This is a genomic window from Bacillus sp. OxB-1, from assembly GCF_000829195.1.
In the GTDB taxonomy this organism is placed as follows: Bacteria; Bacillota; Bacilli; order Bacillales_A; family Planococcaceae; genus Sporosarcina.
Genome location: NZ_AP013294.1, coordinates 1908681 through 1922641, shown reverse-complemented (window position 1 = coordinate 1922641; position 13961 = coordinate 1908681). Strand labels below are relative to the sequence as shown.

13 protein-coding genes, 1 tRNA gene and 2 pseudogenes are annotated in these 13961 nt (G+C 45.4%); 6 read left to right on the top strand and 10 right to left on the bottom strand.

Annotated elements, in window-relative coordinates; all coding sequences use genetic code 11:
* Positions 1-80 precede the first annotated feature (80 nt).
* Genes OXB_RS09445 through OXB_RS09430 form a run of 4 tightly spaced genes read left to right on the top strand, consistent with a single transcriptional unit; the run spans position 81 to position 4147 of the window.
* The gene (locus tag OXB_RS09445; protein WP_041076576.1) at positions 81-1046 is read left to right on the top strand and encodes an ABC transporter permease; all 966 of its coding nucleotides are present in this window, start codon (positions 81-83) and stop codon (positions 1044-1046) included.
* Positions 1043-1381: a hypothetical protein gene (locus OXB_RS09440; protein ID WP_052483966.1), complete on the top strand. Its 339-nt coding sequence runs from the start codon at positions 1043-1045 to the stop codon at positions 1379-1381. Before OXB_RS09445 ends, OXB_RS09440 begins: the two co-directional genes overlap by 4 nt.
* Positions 1338-2573, top strand: coding sequence for an ATP-binding cassette domain-containing protein (locus OXB_RS09435; protein ID WP_052483965.1), 1236 nt, complete (start codon positions 1338-1340; stop codon positions 2571-2573). Before OXB_RS09440 ends, OXB_RS09435 begins: the two co-directional genes overlap by 44 nt.
* Complete coding sequence (locus OXB_RS09430) at positions 2570-4147, top strand: ABC transporter substrate-binding protein (protein ID WP_070098201.1); 1578 nt, start codon at positions 2570-2572, stop codon at positions 4145-4147. Before OXB_RS09435 ends, OXB_RS09430 begins: the two co-directional genes overlap by 4 nt.
* A gap of 54 nt (positions 4148-4201) precedes the next feature.
* Here OXB_RS09430 and OXB_RS09425 read toward each other — a convergent pair whose 3' ends face one another.
* The 4 genes and pseudogenes from OXB_RS09425 to OXB_RS18430 form a co-directional block, all read right to left on the bottom strand.
* Complete coding sequence (locus OXB_RS09425) at positions 4202-4453, bottom strand: hypothetical protein (RefSeq protein ID WP_052483826.1); 252 nt, start codon at positions 4451-4453, stop codon at positions 4202-4204.
* A complete protein-coding gene (locus tag OXB_RS09420; protein WP_084212431.1) occupies positions 4428-5666 on the bottom strand; it encodes an IS91 family transposase in 1239 nt (412 codons plus the stop codon). Before OXB_RS09420 ends, OXB_RS09425 begins: the two co-directional genes overlap by 26 nt.
* A 181-nt stretch (positions 5667-5847) precedes the next feature.
* Positions 5848-6618: a sulfite exporter TauE/SafE family protein gene (locus OXB_RS09415; protein ID WP_041073725.1), complete on the bottom strand. Its 771-nt coding sequence runs from the start codon at positions 6616-6618 to the stop codon at positions 5848-5850.
* Between the two features lie 157 nt (positions 6619-6775).
* Positions 6776-7215 (bottom strand): annotated as a pseudogene (locus OXB_RS18430) (EamA family transporter); the annotation flags it as partial.
* Here OXB_RS18430 and OXB_RS18425 point away from each other — a divergent pair.
* Positions 7216-7359: pseudogene (locus tag OXB_RS18425) on the top strand (AraC family transcriptional regulator); the annotation flags it as partial. It abuts the pseudogene before it with no gap.
* Between the two features lie 268 nt (positions 7360-7627).
* Here the strand turns inward: OXB_RS18425 and OXB_RS09410 are convergent.
* Positions 7628-8416 (bottom strand): enoyl-CoA hydratase-related protein, encoded by a 789-nt coding sequence (locus OXB_RS09410; RefSeq protein ID WP_041073724.1) that lies wholly within the window; start codon positions 8414-8416, stop codon positions 7628-7630.
* A 195-nt stretch (positions 8417-8611) separates the two neighbouring features.
* Here OXB_RS09410 and OXB_RS09405 point away from each other — a divergent pair, with 195 nt between their 5' ends.
* A complete protein-coding gene (locus tag OXB_RS09405) occupies positions 8612-9727 on the top strand; it encodes an IS4 family transposase (RefSeq protein ID WP_041072671.1) in 1116 nt (371 codons plus the stop codon).
* Positions 9728-10288: 561 nt separating this feature from the next.
* Here the strand turns inward: OXB_RS09405 and OXB_RS09400 are convergent.
* From OXB_RS09400 to OXB_RS09380, 5 genes are all read right to left on the bottom strand, one after another.
* Positions 10289-10361 (bottom strand) — tRNA-Val (locus OXB_RS09400).
* Between the two features lie 425 nt (positions 10362-10786).
* Positions 10787-11437, bottom strand: coding sequence for an amino acid ABC transporter permease (locus OXB_RS09395; protein WP_041073723.1), 651 nt, complete (start codon positions 11435-11437; stop codon positions 10787-10789).
* A gap of 12 nt (positions 11438-11449) precedes the next feature.
* Complete coding sequence (locus tag OXB_RS09390; RefSeq protein ID WP_052484185.1) at positions 11450-12067, bottom strand: amino acid ABC transporter permease; 618 nt, start codon at positions 12065-12067, stop codon at positions 11450-11452.
* 115 nt (positions 12068-12182) lie between these two features.
* Positions 12183-13043, bottom strand: a complete 861-nt coding sequence (locus OXB_RS09385) for a transporter substrate-binding domain-containing protein (protein ID WP_041073719.1) — start codon at positions 13041-13043, stop codon at positions 12183-12185.
* 21 nt (positions 13044-13064) lie between these two features.
* Positions 13065-13793 carry an amino acid ABC transporter ATP-binding protein gene (locus OXB_RS09380; RefSeq protein ID WP_041073717.1) on the bottom strand — a complete coding sequence of 243 codons (729 nt, stop codon included), beginning with the start codon at positions 13791-13793 and terminating at the stop codon, positions 13065-13067.
* Positions 13794-13961 lie beyond the last annotated feature (168 nt).

The window sequence follows — 13961 nt, the reverse complement described above, 5'->3', positions numbered from 1 at the left end:
GTGCTCGTAGCATTCGAATGCCACGAGCACCGGAATATGATAAAATAGAAGCGGAAACTGTTGTAGAAAGAAGGTCGGAAATGGGTCTTTTTTTATTGAAACGATCCGCGGAAGCCGGCATTGTTCTGCTTCTCGGAAGCTTGCTCTGCTTTGCATTCATTCGCATTCTGCCAGGAGACCCCGCAGCGGCTATGTATGGTGAGCAGCTGCAGAAACTATCCGATGCGGAGCGGGAGCGGATTGCAGCGAACCTTGGCTTGGATGAACAGCTTCCTGTCCAGTATTTTAAATGGGCCGGACAGGCTCTTCAGGGGAACTGGGGAGCCTCCTATCTTACGGGTGAACCCGCGGACGCCGTCGTCATGCGAACTTTTTATCCAACGGCAGTACTGCTGATTGCATCGCAATTGCTCCTTATCGGCTTGGCCCTCCTATTCGGGATGACATCAGCCATCCGGCGTAACACATTCTATGACCGCACTGTCCTCTTGTTCAGCGTGATCCTCATGGCGGTCCCTCCCTTCTGGCTTGCACTAATGATGATGCTATTATTCACGGTCCAGATGGGTGTCCTGCCTTCTTCCGGTATGGGTGATGGAACTTTCTCCCTCAAACATCTCATCATGCCAGCGCTTGTCCTCGCGCTGTCTCATGCCGGTTTTTATATCCGACTATTTCGGAACCACCTCACCTTATCTGCAGAACAAGATCATATATATGCGCTCCGGGCGCGCGGCATTTCGGAACACCGAATTTGGTTTAGCCACATCTTGCCTAACGCCGCCGTTCCACTCATCACATACACCGGTACTTCGCTCGCCATTTCATTGGCGGGTTCCATTGTGGTGGAAACGATTTTCTCGTGGCCCGGGTTGGGGCGTCTTGCGCTAAAATCGGCGCTCGCCCATGATTATCCCGTCCTGCTGGCGATCATTTTGCTCAGTATGGGATTTGTCATCATCGTCAATTTATTGTCCGACCTTGTCGCAGCCTGGATTGATCCGCGGCTTCGGCAGGAAGTGACAGGCAGGGGGGTGAGACTATGAGAAGAACCCTGACATCGGCGTCCTTAGCAGCAATCCTCCTTCTTCTGATTATCATCGCATCCGCACCATTGCTCACTGCACACGACCCGCTCGAAATCCGGATGGACCAAGTGCTGCAGCCCCCAAGCGGCATCCATCTGATCGGTACCGACGAACTTGGTAGAGATGTCTGGGCACGGCTGCTATACGGAGGCAGAATTTCGCTGGCGGTCGGTTTCCTGTCCATGATGCTTACTGTATTTTGGGGTGTCCTTCTAGGGACCATCAGCGGCCTGGCCGGCGGGATAAGGATTGAAGAGAAAAGAAGCGGAGCAAAAAGCACTTCGCTGGCTTGAGCGGGTAGGCTTGCCTGATCCCGAACGGATAGTTGCCGCTTATCCACATGAACTATCCGGCGGAATGCGCCAAAGGATTCAGCTTGCTCTGACGGCTTCATTGGAACCGGCACTGCTCATTGCCGATGAACCGACGACCGCATTGGACCTCCCTATCCAGGCGACTGTGCTCCGCTTGCTTAAAGATTGGCAAGTAGAGACAGGTGGAACGCTGTTGATGATCACGCATGACCTTGGCGTCGCGGCGGATGTCGGGAACCGCATCCTTGTTATGAGCAACGGACGACTGGTCGAAGATGCTCCGGTCCGCCGGCTATTCCGTAATCCGAAGTCGGAGACCGCCCGTCGGTTGTTGAATAATTATCGAACACTTGCAGGAATTCCTGAAAATAAAGCGGATTCCCAGCCCAAGGAGGTTCCTCTTATCGAGGCGCATGATGTATCCAAAGTCTATGTTTCTGGAGGTTTCCTGTACAAAAGGGGCTTCCAAGCCGTGGACGGAGCATCACTGACAGTCGGCGCCGGAGAAATCGTCGGTCTGATTGGCGAAAGCGGTGGAGGAAAAAGCACCCTTTCCCGGCTCCTTCTCGGACTGGAATCGTGCTCAGAAGGTCATATCCACTGGCAAGGAACAACTAATTGGCCGGATGGCGTGCAATGGGTGCATCAAGATCCTGCCGCGTCATTCAACCCCGGCTGGACAGCGGGACGGATTGTCGGAGAAGGATTGGAATATAGGAAAGTCGATGCGCGGACACGGCAGCAAGTGACTGAGACGCTCCTTGAAAAAGTCGGCCTTCCTCCGGAGACGGCGCAGAAGTATCCGCATGAACTGTCAGGTGGCATGCGTCAGCGGATTGCACTGGCGCGGGCGCTCGCTGTCCAGCCGGAACTTCTCGTCCTCGACGAGCCGTTTGCCAGCTTGGATATGAGTACACAGGCCAAGATGATAGACCTTGTTCGATCGTTCCGTGAACAGGATGCCCTGTCCATCCTGTTCATCACACATGATATTCGGACGGCCCTTGCCCTGTGCAGCAGGATATACGTCATCCAAAATGGTCGAATCGTGGATGAACAACTTGCCGCGGAGCTGAGTTTGTCCAGACAGCCTTTCACCCAAAGCCTGCTCGCGCATATACCCGGCGGGAAAATACCAAATGATATTACCATTCAGGAGGAATACAATTGAAGAGATTTTTGTTAAAATCGACAGTCGGCATCATAACCCTGCTACTCTTCGCTTTAATTAGCGGATGCAGCGGAAAAACCGCCGATCAAGGGGAAACTGTGAAAAAACAGCTCGTCTATGGTATGGAATCCGAAATTGATAAAGTAAACCCAATCCTTGATGAAAGCCAGGAAATCGACACGTTGCTGTACAGAGGGTTGACCAAGCCGAACGAACAAAATGAAGTGACCCCGGACCTGGCCGAAAGCTGGTCCGTCAGCGAAGATCAACTGACATATACATTCCAATTGAGGAAAGATGCTGTCTGGCAAGACGGAGAATCCGTGAAGCCCGAAGACGTGGTATTCACATTGGAAAAAATACTTGATCCTTCGACAAACACCCCGATTGCGGGTGAATTCAGCGAAATCGCCAAGGTGGAGACAACAGGCGATCATGAAGTGCGGATCACCCTCCATAAGCCATATCCACCGCTTCTTGACAAGTTGAAAGTCGGCATCGTGCCGAAGCATGTACTTGATGGTGAAAACTTGAATGAAACGGAGTACAACCGCAACCCAATCGGAAACGGTCCATTCAAGCTGAAAGAATGGAAAAGCGATGGTACCATTATCCTTGAGCGGAATACTCGGTATTACGGACAGACCCCGAAGCTGGATGAAGTTGTCTTCAAAGCCATCCCTGATGCCAACACACGTCTCGTGCAGCTGAAAGCGGGAGAGATCGATCTGGCTCACCTATCCCCTGCCCAGCTGAAGGCGGTAAAGGAATCGGATTCATTCACACTCCATGAACTGGAGACTGCCGATTACCGGGCAATCCTGTTCAATTTGGACTTAGACATTTTCCAGGATCCCAAAGTGCGGCAGGCCATCAGCCTTGCCGTCGATAGAGAGGCACTCGTGGAAGGCGTCCTTTTGGAGAAGGGAGAAGCCGCATACGGCCCACTCCAGAAATCATGGGTGGCGAATCCCCGGACGGACTTGACTGGACCGGATTACAAACAGGCGCAAGAACTGTTAGAAAATGCGGGATGGAAGAAAAACGAAGATGGTATTTTAGAGAAAGATGGGAAGCGCTTCGAATTCGAACTTGTCGCCCCCGCACAAGATCCGGTACGCGTCGCATTGGTCAATGTCGTCTCCCAGCAGCTCAAGCGGATCGGCATCCTTGCTGAACCGAAGCCGGTGGATCAAAATGCGGTCCGGTACGACGGCGAGGAGGCATTACTCATTGGTTGGGGGAGTGAATATGATCCTGATGACCATACCTACCGATTGTTCCATAGCAGCGAGATCGGCGACGGACGATACAATTTCGGTAAATACCGTAACCTCGAAGTGGACCGGTTACTTACAGCGGCCCGGACCGCTACGGATCCTGAAGAACGGAAAGAACTCTACGTGCGTTTCCAGAAGGAATTGACGCAAGACCCGCCGTATACATTCCTCGTTTATTTAAAGGCGCTGTACGGAGTGAATAACGAAGTGACCGGCATCAGCACGCGCATACTTGGCCATCACGGTTTCGGCGTCCTCTGGAACATAGAAGAGTGGGATAAACAGGAGAAGTGAATCGCAGAACAAAAGCGCTAAAGCGCCTCTGTCCCCGTCCCAAGTGGAATCGATTCACTTGGGACTTTTTTTCGCTCTATGCATGGTCCCACCACAAAAAGGACATTCGATTTCGACTTCCTCATTCTGTTTTAAGTCGACCTGAAAGTCCGCCACTACAAAATCGGGAACGTCATCTAATTCCTGACAATCCCGACACTCAAATTCAATCGTACTTATTTTTTCGTTCAATCCGAACGGGTCATCCTCTTCTAATGATTGTAAAAATGCTCGGTTCAGTTCATCCAGTTCTTCGTCTGTTGGCATCCTCCGACTTCTCCCTTCTTTTAATAATTTTCATGCCCTCCATATAATGATACAGGATTCCATAATCAGCATGCCAAATCTCCACCAGGTCCATCTCCCGATGGCAACACGGGCAAATAAACGGATCCCGATCAAAAGCCTCCCTCATCCGTTCCCGATATGTTTTTCTCTTTTTCCTTCTTTCCAAAAGCATGGAAAGTTGTTTTGTCCGCATGAAGGCATAAAGGCTTAGAATTTGATTTGCCTTCTGATACGATCTTCTGCTATACAACCCAAAACGGCCCACCATTCTGAAGTGTTTTGGTGGGATGTGCTGTAAAATATTGAACAGGAATCGATAGACCGACTGCTTCACGTCCACCCGTTTCCCTGTTTTATGATCTTCATACCAGAACTCGACTTCCTTCCCATCGTATCCGACAATGCGATATTCGGCGATGGCCGGTCTCGCCAAGTATCTGCCTATGTATTTGGCTGCCCCTTTGGCATCCTTCATTTTCTGTTCTGCGTTCACATAGAATCCTTTCGGATATCGCCTATATAAATCATTGATTAATTCCTGGGCCTTTGGGTGATCGGGAAACCACTTCTTCATTAAATCGAGTAGCACCTTTTGCCAGGATTTCCGTAAGAATTCATAGGGAATGAAATCACTTGAACACCATTCATTCCGATTATCAATCGCCCCTTCCGTCACTAGGGCATGTATATGTGGATTGAACTTCAGATCCCTTCCGAACGTATGGATGACCGTGATCACCCCGGCTTGTAGGTTGCGCTTCCTGCTTTTACGACGATAATAGAATTGGAAGACCCCGGCTACCTGTCTACTCAACTCATTCAATTTTTTGCGGTCGTGGAAAAAGATATTCCGAAGTTCCTCGGGAATGGTGAATACCATGTGGCGATGCGGCACATTAAAGATTAAATCCTGCTGTTTGGTGGACCAGTCATCCGTATATTTCTTTCCACACTTATTACAAAAGCGGCTCTTGCATGTGAAACAGACAATGACAGGAGATGGATTCCCTTCACAACCCAGACATTCATATCTCGCATATCCTACATCCGAGGATCCACAACGGATTGTTTTCAGGACGGTTTCTTTTATATCCTCTCGATAAGCTTCGGGAAACAAAGTAGAGTGCATTTGCCAAAACCCATCGAAATGGTCTTTCAGTATTCTTTTGATGACTCCACTAGTCCCTCTCATCGCGTCTCAGTCCCTTCGAGTATACGAACATTTTATCGAACAGTTATCCACAGGTCAAAATTTTATAATTTCCTAAGCAACAAAAAAGACCCTCAGCCATCCGGCCTGTTAAGGGTCTTATTCAGAGAGGATTAGTGTTCCACAAAAATTGAAACGTTGTTCCCTTTCATTATAAAATTCATTACATAACCAACTGTATGATATCTATTGCGACTGTTGCTATAATCGAAAGCAGAATGACCGCCAGACCATAACGCAGTAGACGCTCAGGGAGGAATTGACCTAAACTCGGCCCAATATACCCCCCCACCATCCCACCAACCGCAACAATTAGAGCAATTTTCCAATACATCATGCCTGCGACAGATTTTCCGATAATCCCGAAAAGAGCAATCATAGCTCCCGAAAGTGTAGTAGTCCCGATTGCTTTGCGAATTGGAAAATGCAATACATAGACTAGGTACGGCATAAACAGAACCATACCCCCAATTCCAATAATCCCTGTAGTGATACCCAAGAAAAAGATAAGAACAATCCCCATTACTAACAGCATTGTCTCCGGTTTCTGAACCTTATTTTCTTTAATGGGAATTAAATTAAAGACGAACGACAAAACAGCAATAATACCGAAAAGGATCAAAACAAATAAACGATCCACATATTGCGCAATGTAACCTCCAGAGATGAATGAACCGAACGAACCACTGGCTGCGAGTATTAGAGCATAACGATACGGTATGAGTTTTTCCTGATGGTACCGGATCGAAGCCGTTGCTGTAGAAAAAAGAGTCAGTGCCAGCGTTGCGGATGTGATCGTTTGAATAGTAAAATGCGTCCCGGTAAGTAAGGGATATAAATATAGTAGTAAAGGCGTCATCATCATGGAACTGCCTGCCCCGACTATACTAGCAATCATTCCACATACGACTCCAAAAACAACTAAAATTATCATAAAAGTCTCCCTTCACTATTTTATTCACTAAGCTCCTATCACTTCATTAAAAAGAGGAACAGTGAAGGGTCCACTATTTCCCAACTATCAATGCCCGTTAAATAAAAAAATATTCGTTCTATATAGTCAACTCTGATAGGTTTTCAATTTTTTAAATTTAATTATTTGAAGGAGTCTTTTTCAATGCCAAAAATAAAATCATTGCAATAATACAAGCGGTACCAACCCATTGAAACAACCCAAATGGTTCTCTTAACCAAAAGACTGTTGTTAGAACAGCTGCTAGTGGTTCTAAACTGCCTAAAAGGCTTGTTTCTTTAGGTGAAAGACTTTGTAAACTTTCCATATAAAACCAGAATGCAATCATTGTACCAAATAGTATAACGAATATTAAGTATAAATACGCTTCTATCGGCAAGCTTGTAAAATCCAAGGTGGATGAATAAAACTTAATGCAAAACTACCGATAATCATTGCCCAACCGACAATGACAAGTGAGTCGAATTGTTTCAGTAATGGAACGACATATAAAGTATAAAAAGCTAAAGCTATACCAGATAAAACACCCCAAACGATGGCAGGGGATGGCACAGATAACTACAACAACCAGAATCCAATGTCACAGAGGTCGCCTATCAAGTGGGATTTAACAGTACAAGCTATTTTATTGCCACATTCCGAAAGCTGATGAATATGACTCCATTGGCATACAAAAAACTTAAAACCCCTGATCACTCGTAAAGTAGGGTGCTAAAACTACTAGGGGCGTTAATGAAAAAACAGCCTCTAGGCATCTCGCCTAATGACTGTCTTCAGAAAAGGTTGTTCCGACAACCTTGCTATGATTTCAACTTGTCTTGAACCAGCGACCTCTACCTTGTCAAAATGTCGTGCGCGCATTAAATTCCAGTACTATCTGACATAATGTTTTCCAATCCCATACAATGAATTTTAACAACAATTCATATCTGAACTGTTTCCCATTTAATGAGATTCCTTAGCAAAACCATTATTTTATTTCTTGTTTCGGTTTATCGTTCCATTCTGGTGTTCTTTTTTCAAGAAAAGCACTAATTCCTTCTACTGCATCTGGGTGTTTCGTATTTAAAGCAATAACTTCAGTTGAATAATTCAACGCTTGAAAATCTTCCATATTGAGTTGCTGGTAAAATTGTCTTTTACCTAATTCAATTATGTTCAAGCTTTGTTTTGTAATGGCTTTCGCTAGCTTGTCCGTTTCGTCATCCAAATTTTCAACTGGAACGACTTTATTGACTAACCCCTCTGCTTTCGCTTCCTCTGCTGACATAAGATTACCTGTAAATAATAATTCTGCCGCTTTCTTTCGTCCGATATTTCGACTTAAAAACACGGCTGGTGTACTACAAAATAGTCCACTGTTAATACCTGGAACTGCAAAACGTGCTCCCTCACTGGCAACCGCTAAATCACTTGCTGCAACAAGTTGACAACCTGCTGCAACCGCAACACCTTCCACTTTCGAAATAACAATTTGCGGAATCTCTCTTATTCGTTTCATAAGTTGCTGGCATACTTGGAACAAGGCTAATACTTCATTTTCCGTTCTCGTTTTTATTTCTCTTAAACTATGACCCGCACTAAAAGCCTTTTGAGAACCTTCAATAATGATCACTTTCGCTTCGCGCTTTATAGCTAATTCTTGGAGTAACTGATCAAACTCTTCCATCAGTTGCAATGATAACGTGTTAAATTCTTTCAGGTTTTCTAATGTAATGTACGCTATATCCCCTGATTGTCTACATGACAAAAACTCCATACAAACACCCCTTTTTTCAAATAGTTTAGCGTTGCAAAATTCATACACATGATATGTCACTAGTGTTGCATTAATATCTTTTGAAGATTAGGAATTCATAAAACCTTCAAAAATCTAAGGAATCCAAAAGAAAAAGTCCTTTATAATGGAAGGTACAGGTAGTTCCTGTCCAAATCCAATACAAAGGACCAACTCATGGACAAGAATACACGAAAAACTTCATTTGGTAAATGGCTGAATGCCATTGATTTTGAGAAATTCAACGAAATTGTGACCATACATGGGCAAGACCGGTATACAAAGAAGTTAACGACGCAAGCTTACACACTTCTCATGCTGTATGCTCAATTAATGGAGTCAGACAGCCTGCACGCACTGGAAGCAGCGCTGACAAACCGGGATTTCCAACGGGCGATCGGCGTGGATTCCATCAGTGTGTCGCAGCTTTCCAGAAAGAATAATCGGTTGGATCCAACGGTTCTGTCGAATCTTTTCATGCAACTGGTTAGTCAGATCGCTGTACAAAAACTTTCGCCCAAAAAGGGGTTGCTCCTGAAAATCATCGACTCCACAACGATCCCGTTGAACGTAAACCATTTTAAATGGGCCGAATTCCGGGAGACCAAGGCCGGCGTAAAGCTGCATATACGCTTGGTGTTCGATGAAAACGGCACTCATTACCCCGACAAAGAGGTCATCACGAACGCCAAGGAGCACGACCGTAATCAACTCGAAGTGCTTGTTGACGACAAGGAGGCCATGTATGTTTTCGACCGCGGGTATGTGGATTATGAACGGTTTGACCGCTTCACGGACGATGGGCTTTTCTTCGTCTGTCGGTTGAAGAAGAATGCCGTTCTGCATCCCATCCACACATTCTCCCTTCCGGAAGGGAGTGATGCCCTTTCCGACACGATGGCGTTCGTAGGCGCCAATCCGAACTGTACGGAGAACGTTTTCCGAATCCTTGTCATCCCTGATGGCAAGGGGGGCGAATTGCGGCTGATCACCAATCGTTTCGACATTTCCGCGGAGGAAATCAGCGAAATCTACCGTTCTCGCTGGGCCATCGAATTGTTCTTCAAGTGGCTCAAGCAGCACGTGAAGATCAAGCATTTCTACGGTCAAAGTGAATACGCTGTGAAAAACCAGATTTATCTGGCTCTGATTGCCTATTGTCTGAACGTCCTGATTCAATCGGAAACAAACAGCAGGAAATCCATCTTGGCGATTTCACGTATTCTAGCCGCTAATCTATGGGAGTCGTCCCGGTATTGGCTTCGTAGAATCAGGAGTGGAAGCATACCGTAACGATCCCTGCTGACCCGTCACTTATGGATAACTGTATAAACTTACCAAATGGACAGCGCTACCTTTATTCAGGTGCTTCCCTTTTTGGCAAAAATAAAGATAGAATGGTGACTGAATATTTAATTAATATTCATGCAACGCTAGTGATGATATGTATATCATAAAGAAATATAAATTTTCTGTCAATATAGCGTTTTTTAGTTTATCAATTTTTCTTCGGAAGTCGGTAAATTTTTTATTAAGAAGCTATTCAAGCGAAAAAAAACTTATGGAGTCAAAATTAAACGTCTTTTGCGCCAAAAAGCGTAGCGTTTGGCAGCAACCTTTGTTTCCTGAAGCATTGCTGAAGAGGTCATGCTATTCGTCTGTATCACCGAAAAAGATGAAGAAAAAGCGTGTGATGTTTTCAGGGATTTACTGTGATTTTGGCATTTTTAAAAAATTGGTCACACGTTGGTCACTAAACATAAAAAAACAGCCCCTAGGCATCCGGCCTAATAGGACTGTTTATGCGGGCTCAACCGTTGTTCCGACGGTTGTCCCAATAGGTTTGGCACCTAATGATTCCGACTGGGCTCGAACCAGCGACCTCTACCCTGTCAAGGTAGCGCTCTCCCAGCTGAGCTACGGAATCGGGAGAAAATATTTGTTGTCTCTGTCGGACAATTACTATTATAGCAAGTCTGCAAGGGAAGTCAACACTTTTTGAAAAAGTTTTTTTGTTTCTGTATTAATTTATTGATGAAACTGGTTAAGGTCATTATTTAGTCTAGCTGAATATGATCCACTTACCTACTTTATGAGCGCATTTCCGCAGTTATGGGCGGCTGCAGCGCAATATGGGCGCACGTCTAGATTTATGAGCGCCCGGCGGGAGATATGGGCGCAAAACCTATTTTATGAGCGCCTGTACAAAAATATGAGCGTCCCCACGCCCCCAGACCATGATCACCTAAGCTCCGAAGCCCCCTGTCCCTAATGCGTGTCGGGAGCCTGCCTTTCATTCCACCCAAACAAAAAAACCTGAATCTCGAATAAGGAGAATCCAGGTTTCCGGTGCTAAGCCCGCTTCAGTTCGAGGCGTTTGGCCAAGATGGAGAGGGCGTAGTTGACGACGAAGTACATCAGGGAAATGAGTAAGAAAATCGGTACGACGTATTTCGCACTTTGCCCTTGGATGATTTTCGCATGGTGCAGTAGTTCAGGCAGGGCGATAATAATAGCGAGCGACGTATCCTTCAGCAAAGATATGAACTGGCTCACCAAGTTCGGAACCATCCGTCGCAGCGCTTGCGGTAAGATGACTGTCCGTAATGATTGGACATATGTAAGTCCCGAGGAACGGGCTGCTTCCATTTGGCCTTTCTCAATCGAATTGAGACCCCCACGAACGATTTCCGCAATCATGGCCGACTCGAATACGGTCAGTGCGACGATAGCCGAAACGGTGATGCTTAAATTGATCCCCACTTCGGGAAGCGCCAAATACGTGAAAAGGATGATAAGGAGGAGCGGCAAGTTCCGGATCGTTTCGACGACTACGGCCAACACTTGAGATAAAACCGGAATCTTCGAATAACGCAACGTACCGACCAATCCACCGATGATAAAACTGAAGATAATAGAAATGAATGCCACTTTTAGTGTTACCATGAAGCCTTCCATCAAAAACTTCAAGTTGTCTGGAGAAAACGCTCCGATGAAATCCATCATGACACCTCCTTAATGGCTATTGGCCAGGCGTTTCTCTAAATAGTTCACGCCTAAACTCAATGGAATCGTAATAACTAAATAGAATAACGCAACAAAAATATATACATCAAATACGATATATGTCTTCGAGGAAATCAAATCCGCCTGATACATTAGATCCCCACCTGCAATCAATGCCAGAATGGATGAGTTTTTAACTAAGTTGATGAATTGGTTTCCGATCGGCGGGATTACAATTTTGATTGCCTGGGGCAAGATGATCATGCGCATTGCTTGGATATACGTCAAGCCGGATGAACGGGCCGCCTCCAACTGTCCTTTCGGGACCGACAGGATACCTGATCGGATCGCCTCTGCGATGAAAGCAGATGTATAGACCGATAAGGCGATTGTTCCTGCTGTCAACCCGGAAAAACGTATGCCTAGTGTCGGAGTTCCGATAAAAAAGAAAAACGCAATAATGACAAGCGGAATGTTCCGGAAAAATTCCGTATAGGCGGCGCCGAACCAACGCAATGGCGCAATCGTTGTGATTCGCATGACTGCGATGATTGCCCCGATGATGAAGCTCGCCACGAGTGCTATTAAACTTGCAATGAGCGTCACCTTAAAGCCTTCTATGAACATACCTATATAATTTGTCAGAATTGAAAAGTCCAATCGTATTCCACCTCACTTAACTTAATCAGGATGAGCAATATCGCCCATCCTGATCATCAATTGTATTGTTTGACTGGCAGAATTATTCTACATTCAACCAAGAGTCGTGGATTTTGTCGTACTCGCCGTTTTCCTTCAATTCTTTCAACGCTGCGTTCAAAGCATCCAATAATTCCGTTTCGCCTTTTTTCACGGCAATTCCATAAGGCTCATCTGTAAATGTGCCGCCAACCAATTCATAATTGTTATCTTCGGAAGCCATTCCAAGAAGAATTGAGTTATCTGTTGTCAACGTATCCCCTTGACCGGCTTTCAGTGCAGTAAACGCTTCTGCATAGTTTTCAAATTCCAGAACAGGTGCTTCGGGAGCCATTTCCCGGATATTATCTGTTGATGTAGAACCTTTAACTGCCAGTACTGTTGTTTTCGAGTTCAAATCTTCAATGCTTTTGATCGGACTTCCCTTTTTAACAAGGAGGGATTGCCCCGCTTCGAAATAAACGTCTGTGAAGTCAACTTCTTTCTTACGCTCTTCCGTGATTGTCATTGTTGCGACAATCATATCGATATCCCCTTTATTCAAAAGAGGCATTCTCGTTTTGGATGTAACTTCGACCAATTCGATTTTGCTTTCATCCCCAAGGATTGATTTTGCCAATTGTTTAGCGATATCAATATCGAATCCTTCCACTTCACCTGAAGATGGGTTTTTCAAACCGAATAATTTCGTATCATATTTCACTCCGACAATCAGCTTATCCCGTTCTTTAATCGTTTCCAGTGCATTGCCCGCAGTTTCCGTCGTTCCTGAACCTTCGGAACTTCCCGAATCACTGCCGCTAGTGCTTCCTCCCCCATTCTTGTTTGTCCCGCAAGCTGCCAATAGAATGATTGACAAAATGGCGGTCAATGCAAGCATAAATAGTTTTTTAGATTTCAACATTTCCAACATCCCCTTTTACTTTTAATGATTTAAAATACGGCTGAGGAATAATCGTGCCCGCTCTTCTTTCGGGCTTGCGAAAAAGTCAGCCGGTGTTGCCTCTTCCAAAATGCGTCCTTGGTCCATAAAGACGATTCGATCGCCCACTTCCTTGGCGAATCCCATTTCATGCGTGACGACGACCATCGTCATCCCTTCTTGCGCAAGCGCTTTCATAACATCCAGCACTTCACCGACCATTTCAGGATCCAGTGCGGATGTCGGTTCGTCAAACAGCATGATCTCCGGCTTCATGGCCAAACCTCTTGCAATCGCCACGCGCTGTTGCTGTCCTCCGGATAGCTGGGACGGAAATGAAGATGCCTTATCCGGAATCCCTACTTTTTCCAAATAGTACATTGCCGTCTTCTTCGCTTCTTCCGAAGATTGCTTTAAAACATTGATTGGTGCAAGTGTGATGTTTTCGAGTACCGTCTTATGCGGGTACAGATTGAAGTGCTGGAATACCATTCCGATGTTCCGTCGCAATTTATTGATATCCGTACTTTTCGCATTGACTACCGTTCCATTGACGGCCAAAGTTCCGTCTGTAATCGTTTCCAATTTGTTGATGCAGCGGAGCAACGTACTTTTTCCGGAACCGGATGGGCCGATGACAACGACCACTTCGCCGTCTTTTATCCCCAAATTGATATCTTTAAGTACATGGAAATCTCCATAATACTTATTTACGTTCTCAAATGAAATCATGGTCCCTCTCCTTTCTAAGCGTTTCGGAATCCGCGCAATTCCAAGTAACTTTATTATAATTGCAACATTCGAGATAAGCAATTGTATCTTTTAGATTGAATAATAGTCCGACTGCTTCCACTATTCTACTTAATTAAAATAAATTAATTTTTGTTTCTTTTATTTAGT

What these genes read in the sequence shown, in the direction of transcription:
- OXB_RS09445 (WP_041076576.1), top strand. Translation starts at nt 81, where the DNA reads ATGGGTCTTTTTTTATTGAAACGATCCGCGGAAGCCGGCATTGTTCTG.
- OXB_RS09440 (WP_052483966.1), top strand. Translation starts at nt 1,043, where the DNA reads ATGAGAAGAACCCTGACATCGGCGTCCTTAGCAGCAATCCTCCTTCTT.
- OXB_RS09425 (WP_052483826.1), bottom strand. Translation starts at nt 4,453, where the DNA reads ATGCCAACAGACGAAGAACTGGATGAACTGAACCGAGCATTTTTACAA.
- OXB_RS09420 (WP_084212431.1), bottom strand. Translation starts at nt 5,666, where the DNA reads ATGAGAGGGACTAGTGGAGTCATCAAAAGAATACTGAAAGACCATTTC.
- OXB_RS09415 (WP_041073725.1), bottom strand. Translation starts at nt 6,618, where the DNA reads ATGATAATTTTAGTTGTTTTTGGAGTCGTATGTGGAATGATTGCTAGT.
- OXB_RS09410 (WP_041073724.1), bottom strand. Translation starts at nt 8,416, where the DNA reads ATGGAGTTTTTGTCATGTAGACAATCAGGGGATATAGCGTACATTACA.
- OXB_RS09405 (WP_041072671.1), top strand. Translation starts at nt 8,612, where the DNA reads ATGGACAAGAATACACGAAAAACTTCATTTGGTAAATGGCTGAATGCC.
- OXB_RS09395 (WP_041073723.1), bottom strand. Translation starts at nt 11,437, where the DNA reads ATGGATTTCATCGGAGCGTTTTCTCCAGACAACTTGAAGTTTTTGATG.
- OXB_RS09390 (WP_052484185.1), bottom strand. Translation starts at nt 12,067, where the DNA reads ATGTTCATAGAAGGCTTTAAGGTGACGCTCATTGCAAGTTTAATAGCA.
- OXB_RS09385 (WP_041073719.1), bottom strand. Translation starts at nt 13,043, where the DNA reads ATGTTGAAATCTAAAAAACTATTTATGCTTGCATTGACCGCCATTTTG.
- OXB_RS09380 (WP_041073717.1), bottom strand. Translation starts at nt 13,793, where the DNA reads ATGATTTCATTTGAGAACGTAAATAAGTATTATGGAGATTTCCATGTA.